The 7,062-nt window shown below is 67.6% G+C and carries 6 protein-coding genes and 1 pseudogene; 3 read left to right on the forward strand and 4 right to left on the reverse strand.

Annotated elements, in window-relative coordinates; all coding sequences use genetic code 11:
* Positions 1 to 206: 206 nt before the first annotated feature.
* Positions 207 to 455 (forward strand): annotated as a pseudogene (locus E5198_RS22130) (IS110 family transposase); the annotation flags it as partial.
* A gap of 81 nt (positions 456 to 536) precedes the next feature.
* On the opposite strand, the gene E5198_RS19820 reads toward E5198_RS22130, so the two are convergent.
* From E5198_RS19820 to E5198_RS19835, 4 genes are all read right to left on the reverse strand, one after another.
* A complete protein-coding gene (locus E5198_RS19820) occupies positions 537 to 1,688 on the reverse strand; it encodes an acyl-CoA dehydrogenase family protein (protein WP_136491650.1) in 1,152 nt (383 codons plus the stop codon).
* Positions 1,689 to 1,725: 37 nt separating this feature from the next.
* Positions 1,726 to 2,805, reverse strand: a complete 1,080-nt coding sequence (locus tag E5198_RS19825; protein WP_136491651.1) for an enoyl-CoA hydratase/isomerase family protein — start codon at positions 2,803 to 2,805, stop codon at positions 1,726 to 1,728.
* Positions 2,806 to 2,807: 2 nt separating this feature from the next.
* Entirely contained in the window at positions 2,808 to 3,698 is an 891-nt protein-coding gene (gene mmsB, locus E5198_RS19830) for a 3-hydroxyisobutyrate dehydrogenase (RefSeq protein ID WP_136491652.1), read from the reverse strand.
* A 64-nt stretch (positions 3,699 to 3,762) separates the two neighbouring features.
* Positions 3,763 to 5,271 carry a CoA-acylating methylmalonate-semialdehyde dehydrogenase gene (locus tag E5198_RS19835; RefSeq protein ID WP_136491653.1) on the reverse strand — a complete coding sequence of 503 codons (1,509 nt, stop codon included), beginning with the start codon at positions 5,269 to 5,271 and terminating at the stop codon, positions 3,763 to 3,765.
* Positions 5,272 to 5,445: 174 nt separating this feature from the next.
* On the opposite strand from E5198_RS19835, the gene E5198_RS19840 reads away from it, so the two are divergent.
* On the forward strand, positions 5,446 to 6,339 hold the full coding sequence (locus E5198_RS19840; protein ID WP_136491654.1) for a LysR family transcriptional regulator: 894 nt from the start codon (positions 5,446 to 5,448) through the stop codon (positions 6,337 to 6,339).
* 156 nt (positions 6,340 to 6,495) lie between these two features.
* Positions 6,496 to 7,017 carry a hypothetical protein gene (locus E5198_RS19845; RefSeq protein WP_136491655.1) on the forward strand — a complete coding sequence of 174 codons (522 nt, stop codon included), beginning with the start codon at positions 6,496 to 6,498 and terminating at the stop codon, positions 7,015 to 7,017.
* Positions 7,018 to 7,062 lie beyond the last annotated feature (45 nt).

Genomic DNA, 7,062 nt, shown 5'->3' on the forward strand with positions numbered 1-7,062 from the left:
CCGAGCTGATGGCCAAGCATCATGAGGCACCTGCTTCACTCCAATAACCTTGTTGCACTCAGTTCCTGCAACCGCCGGGTCTATAAAGATGAAGGAAGCGACGTCGAACCCATAAGGGAGAGCTATTTGAGCGCTGTGATGGGCACTCCCTGCACCAGACTTGACCACACTCGTGGTGCCGAAGTGGCGTTCGGAGGGCTCCAGCGATGTGCAAGCAGATTGCAGTGGATTTGGCCAAGTCCGTTTGCAGGTTACCGAGAACGTCGATGACGGGCAGATGGTCAGTACAAGCGGCTGGGTCGCGAAGCGTTTCGCCGATATGTACAGGCGCAGACCGAGCCGGTCGAGCGGCTGATGGAAGCCTGTGGCACAGCGCACTATTGGGAGCGTTTCGTCAGGCGCTGGAATACAGACGATACAGTCGAGCGCGCGGCGTGCGCTCCTATCGGCGGCGCCGATTAGCGCGCTGCCCAGACAAAAACAACCGGGGGCAGCCACTGCCACCCCCGATAGTGACAACAAACCTCAATCGAACATTACACCCCGTAACTCCCCAGCTCCCGGGCAATCAACATCCGCTGAATCTCGCTGGTCCCTTCATAGATCTGCGTGATCCTTGCATCGCGGTAGTAGCGCTCGACCGGGTAGTCCTCCAGGTAGCCGTAGCCGCCGTGGATCTGGATGGCGCTGGAGCAGACCTGTTCGGCCATTTCCGAGGCGAACAGTTTGGCCTGGGAGGCTTCGGACAGGCAGGGCAGGCCGGCGCTGCGCAGGCGGGCGGCGTGGTGGGTGAGCAGGCGGGCGGCGTTGATGCGGGTGTGCATGTCGGCCAGCAGGTTGGCGATGCTCTGGTGCTCGATGATCGGCTTGCCGAACTGCACGCGCTCGCGGGCGTAGCGCAGCGCGGCCTCGAAGGCGGCGCGGGCGATGCCGATGGACTGCGCGGCGATGCCGATGCGCCCGCCTTCCAGGTTGGAGAGGGCGATGGCCAGACCCTTGCCGCGCTCGCCGAGCAGGTTCTCCTGCGGGATGCGGCAGTCGTCGAGGGCGATGGCGCAGGTGTCGGAGGCGCGCAGACCCATCTTGTGCTCGGCGCGCTCGACCACGAAGCCGGGGGTGTCGGTGGGCACCAGGAAGGCCGACAGGCCCTTCTTGCCCAGCTCCGGGTCGGTGACGGCGAAGACGATGGCCAGCCTGGCGCGCTTGCCGTTGGTGACGAACTGCTTGGCGCCGTTGAGTACCCACTGGCCGTCCTTCAGTTCGGCGCGGGTGCGCAGGTTGTTGGCCTCGGAGCCGGCCTGCGGCTCGGTCAGGCAGAAGCAGCCGATGGCCTGGCCGCTGGCCAGGTCGCGCAGCCAGGCGTCCTTCTGCGCCTGGGTGCCGTAGTTGAGCAGCGGGCCGCAGCCCACCGAGTTGTGCACGCTCATCAGCGCGCCGAGGGCGCCGTCGCCGGCGGAGATTTCCTCGACTGCCAGGGCGTAGGCCACGTAGTCGATGTAGCTGCCGCCCCACTCCTCGGGCACCACCATGCCGAGCAGGCCCAGCTCGCCCATCTGCGCGACCAGGCGGTCGTCGATCCAGCCGGCCTCCGCCCACGCAGCGGCGTGAGGGGCGATCTCGCGCTGGGCGAATTCGCGGGCCATGTCGCGGATCATGCGTTGTTCTTCGGTGAATTCCAGATCGTTCATCGGCGTTCTCTCTTGTTCTTGTCTTTGCGCCGGGCGTTCAGATCGCCTGGCGGGTCTTGCCGGCAGTCTGGCTGCTCGGGAAGAAGCTGGCTACCCGCTCGGCGGTTACCGCCTCCAGGGAGGGTGGGTTCCAGCGTGGGTTCTTGTCCTTGTCGATGATCAGCGCGCGCACGCCTTCCATGATCTCGCCGCGCTCGAACCACTGGCGGTCCAGGTGCAGCTCGAGGGCGAAGCATTCGGCCAGCGGCAGCTCGCGGCCGCGGCGCAGCAGCTCGCGGGTGACTTCCATGGCCAGCGGCGAGCGGCCGTCCAGCAGCTTGACGGTTTCCTCGGCCCAGTGCTGGAACTCGGGGCGCGTTTCGGCCTGCAGCGAGGCGCGGATCGCCGCCACGCTGTCCTGGGCGAAGTGCTCCTCGATGGCCGGGTGCAGGGCCCTGAGTTCGGCGCCGGGCAGCTTGCGCGAGGCGAGGGTGGCGAGCAGGGTGCGCAGGGCTTCCTGCGGGTGGACCGTCCAGCTCAGGTTGTCGAGGCAGCGGTCCAGCTCGACGAGCTGTTCGCTGGGCAGGCACCAGTCGGCGAGGCCCGCGTAGAGGGCGTCGGCGGCGCGGATCTGCACGCCGGTGATGCCCAGGTAGCTGCCCAGCTCGCCGGGAAGGCGGGACAGGAAATGGCTGGCGCCGACGTCCGGGAAGTAGCCGATGGCGGTTTCCGGCATGCCCATCTTCGTGCGCTCGGTGATCACCCGCAGCGCGGCGCCCTGCACCAGGCCCATGCCGCCGCCGAGCACGAAGCCGTCCATCAGGGCGAGGATCGGCTTGCGGTAGGCGTGGATGTACTGGTCGAGGGCGTATTCCTCCTCGAAGAAGCGCTGCCACTGATCGTCGCCGGCCCTGAAGCTGTCGTACAGCGCGCGGATGTCGCCGCCGGCGCAGAAGGCCTTGGCGCCATTGGCGCGCAGCACCACGGCGAGGATCTCCGGGTCATCCGCCCACTCCTGCAGCTGGCGTTGCAGCAGGCGCACCATCTCCAGGTTGACGGCGTTGAGGCCGGCCGGGCGGTTGAGGGTCAGGTGGCCGATGCGGTTGCGCACCGCGGCCAGCACGGGGGCTTCGCTCATGCTCAGGCGTCCTTGCGGTACAGGTTGATGATCGCCGAGAAGTCCAGCTGGCCGTTCCCCTGGGCGCTGAAGGTCTGGTAGAGCTGCTGGGCGAGGGCGCCGAGGATCACCGGCTGGCGCACCTGCTTGGCGGCCTCGCTGGCCAGGCCGAGGTCCTTGAGCATCAGGTCGCTGCCGAAGCCGCCTTCGTAGCCGCGCGAGGCCGGCACGTTGTCCATCACGCCGGGGAACGGGTTGTAGGTGTCCGAACTCCAGCAGCGGCCGCTGGAGGTGTTGATGATGCCGGCTAGCACCTTGGGATCGACGCCGAGGGCCACGCCCAGGCTCATCGCCTCGGCGACGCCGATCATCGAGATGCCCAGCAGCAGGTTGTTGGCGACCTTGGCGGCCTGGCCGTTGCCGTGGCCGCCGCAGTGGACGATGTTCTTGCCCATCGCCGCGAGCACCGGCTGGGCGCGGTCGAAGTCGGCATCGCTGCCCCCGACCATGAAGGTCAGGGTGCCGGCCGCGGCGCCGCCGGTGCCGCCGGAGACCGGCGCGTCGAGCATCGGGTTGCCGTGCTTCTCCGCGGCGGCGGCCACCTCGCGGGCGCTGTGCGGGTCGATGGTCGAGGAGTCGATCAGCAGCACGCCGGGGCGCACGTTGGCGAGCAGGCCGTCATCGCCGAGGTAGACCGCCTTCACGTGGGCCGCTGCCGGCAGCATGGTGATGATCAGTTCGACCTCTGCGCGGGCCACGCCGCCCGCCGAGTCGGCGGCCTGGGCGCCGGCCTCGACCAGGGATGCGACGGCGGCCGGCACCGGGTCGAAGACGGTCAGCCGGTGGCCGGCCTTGAGCAGGTTGCGCGCCATCGGGGCGCCCATGTGGCCGAGTCCGAGAAAGCCGATATGCATGGTGAGTCCTCTTCTTGTTCTCTCTGGCGTGGCGGCCGGCGCGCGCGGCGCCGGCCGTCCCGGCTCACTTCAGGGTGATGGTGGTGTTGACGTGGCCGACTTCGTCCTCGTCGAACCAGCGCGCGGTGACCGTCTTGGTCTGCGTGTAGAACTGCACCACCTGCTTGCCGTAGGGGCCGAGGTCGCCGAGCTTGGAGCCGCGCGAGCCGGTGAAGGAGAACAGCGGCACCGGCACCGGGATCGGCACGTTGATACCGACCTGGCCGACGTCGATCTCTTCCTGGAAGTGGCGGGCCGCGGCGCCGGAGCGGGTGAAGATGGCCGTGCCGTTGCCGTTGGGGTTGGCGTTGATGATCTCGATGGCTTCGTCCATGGTCGTCGCCTGCATCACGCAGAGCACCGGGCCGAAGATCTCTTCCTGGTAGATGGTCATGTCGGCGCGCACGCCGGCGAACACGGTCGGGGCGACGAAGTTGCCGTCGGCGTAGCCCGGCACCTGCGGGTTGCGGCCGTCGAGCAGCAGCTCGGCGCCTTCCTCCACGCCGCGGGCGATCAGGCCGTTGATGCGCTCCAGGGCGGCGCGCGAGATCACCGGGCCGACGTCGGTACCCGGCTCGGTGCCGCCGTTGACCTTGAGGGTCTTGGCCTTCTCGACCAGCTCCGGCAGCCAGCTCTGCGCCTCGCCGACCAGGATCACCACCGACAGCGCCATGCAGCGCTGGCCGGCGGCGCCGAAGCAGGAGCCGACCAGGTTGGCCAGGGTCTGCTGCTTGTGGGCGTCGGGCAGGACGATGGCGTGGTTCTTGGCGCCCATCATGCACTGCGCGCGCTTGCCGTTCAGCGAGGCACGGTTGTAGACGTGGGTGCCGACCTTGGTGGAGCCGACGAAGGACACCGCCTTGATGTCCGGGTGGTCGCACAGCAGGTTCACCGCGTCGGCGCCGCCGTGGATCACGTTGAGCACGCCGGCCGGGATGCCGGCCTGCAGCGCCAGTTCGGCCAGTCGCATGGTGACCATCGGGTCCTGCTCGGAGGGCTTGAGGACGAAGGTGTTGCCGGTGGCGATGGCCATCGGGAACATCCACAGCGGGATCATCGCCGGGAAGTTGAACGGGGTGATGCCGGCGCACACGCCCAGCGGCTGGTTGAGGGTGTAGGTGTCGACGCCGCCGGCGACGTTGTTGGCCAGCTCGCCAAGCTGCAGGCTGCCGATGTTGGCGGCGTGCTCGACCACCTCCAGGCCGCGGAACACGTCGCCCTCGGCGTCCGGCAGGGTCTTGCCCTGTTCGGCGGTGAGCAGCGCCGCCAGCTCCTTCATGTTCTCGCGGATCAGCTGCTGATACTTGAGGAAGATGCGTGCGCGGGCGCCGATCGGGGTCTTGCGCCAGGTCTTGAAGGCGGCCTTGGCGCTGGCCACGGCGGCGTTCATCTCGTCCTGAGTGGCGAAGGGCACGCGGGCCAGGACTTCCTGGGTGGCCGGGTTGACGACGTCGCGCCACTCGGTGGTTTGCGATTCGACGAACTCGCCATTGATCAGCAGCTTGACGGTGGGGATGGAGCGGGTAGCGGTCATGTTCACCTCGCCTCGGGGGCTTTCCTTGTAGTTGTTGTGGCCGGTGATGCTGGCTCTGGGAACCAAGCTAGCAGTGGAAAATTGCCGTTGGTAGTCGGGCGATTTGCACAAGCGCTCTGCAAATATGCACAATGGCGCCGAAACGCCCGTGCCTGGGCACTCCGGGAGCCATCGATGGACTGGGACAACCTGCGCTATTTCCTCGAACTGTCGCGCGCTGGCACGCTGACCGCGGCGGCGCGGCGTCTGGGCGTCGACCACACCACAGTGGCGCGCCGCGTGCAGGCGCTGGAGAAGCAGTTCGGCCAGCCGCTGTTCATCCGCGGCGGCACCGGCTACAGCCTGGCCGAGGCCGGGCGGCGCCTGCTGGCGCAGGCCGAGGCGATGGAAAGCGCCTTCCTGGCCATCGAGCAGCCGGGGGAGGGCGGACCGGACACCCTGTCCGGCTCGGTGCGCATCGGCGCCACCGAGGGCTACGGCGTCGCCCTGCTGGCCGGGCAGCTGGCGGGCCTCGGCCAGCGCTACCCGCACCTGGGCATCGACCTGCTGGCGGTACCGCGCACCGTGCACCTGGCGCGTCACGAGGCGGACATCGTCATCACCCTGGAGCGCCCGCAGCGCGGGCCGTACATCATCACCCGGCTCACCGACTACGTGCTGCGCCTGTACGGCTCGCGCGACTATCTGGCCCGCCACCCGCCGATCCGCCGCCGCGAGGACCTGCGCCAGCACCGCTTCGTCAGCTACATCGAGGACCTGCTGTACAGCAAGGAGCTCTACTACTTGGACGAGATCGGCCGCCCGGGCCAGGTCGCCCTGCGCAGCACCAGCATCCTCGCCCAGCAGAACGCCGTGCTGGCCGATGCCGGGCTGGCGATCCTGCCGAGCTTCACCGCGCGCCGCGAGCCGAAGCTGGTCGAGGTACTGGCCGACGACATCGAGTTCGTGCGCACCTTCTGGATGCTGATGCCGGCGGAGAACAAGGACCTGGCGCGCATGCGGGTGTGCTGGGATTTTTTGCGCGAGATGGCGGCGGACAACCTCGACCTGATGATGGGGCGGGGCTGAGCGGCCATGCCTCTGGGGGCTCGGTCCGGCCGTTGCCTCTCGGGCAGCGCTGCACATATGCGACTCATGTCGCCACATTTGCTCTTGAGATGCCCCACACTCATAAGAGCAAATGATGCGTTTGTCGTTGTCTGACGACCTACAAGGACAAATAATATGCAGGGAGCACCGCAGGATGCGGTTGTCTATTCGCAAGGACTGCTCGATACAGCTTCGGCTCTGTGGCTACTGGGCAGTCTAGCCAGCTTTTACCGCCGCCCTTTCGACGCTGCCCTGGTGCTGCAGCGCTTTGCGCCGCCGTTTGATTTCCCTGCCATAGTTGAGGCACTGGAGGCGCTGGGGCTCAAGGCCGGGCTGTTCGACTGGCCCGAGGACGACTGGTCAAGCCTGCCGCTGCCGGCGGTGGTGTTCCTGCCGGAGGCAGAAGCCGACCCGCAGTCCATCGCCACTACTCCAGAATCCGCCCCGACTGGAGCCATTTCCAGTCTGTCGCCGGCGCTGATCGTCAAACACGGCGACCATACGCTGGCATGGGTGCGCCCCGGCCAGACCAGCCCCGAACCACTATCCGCCGAAGCCGCCGGCACACAGTGCCTGCCGCTGATGTTACTGGTGGCTGAAGCTGAACCGCCGGTCAGCGAATCTACTAGGTTCTGTACGAAAAGTCTGAACGGGTAGAATCGGCGCCATGACAGGCTGGAGGCCCGCATGGCAAAGCGTTAC

Source organism: Pseudomonas sp. A-1, from assembly GCF_004801855.1.
GTDB lineage: Bacteria > Pseudomonadota > Gammaproteobacteria > Pseudomonadales > Pseudomonadaceae > Geopseudomonas.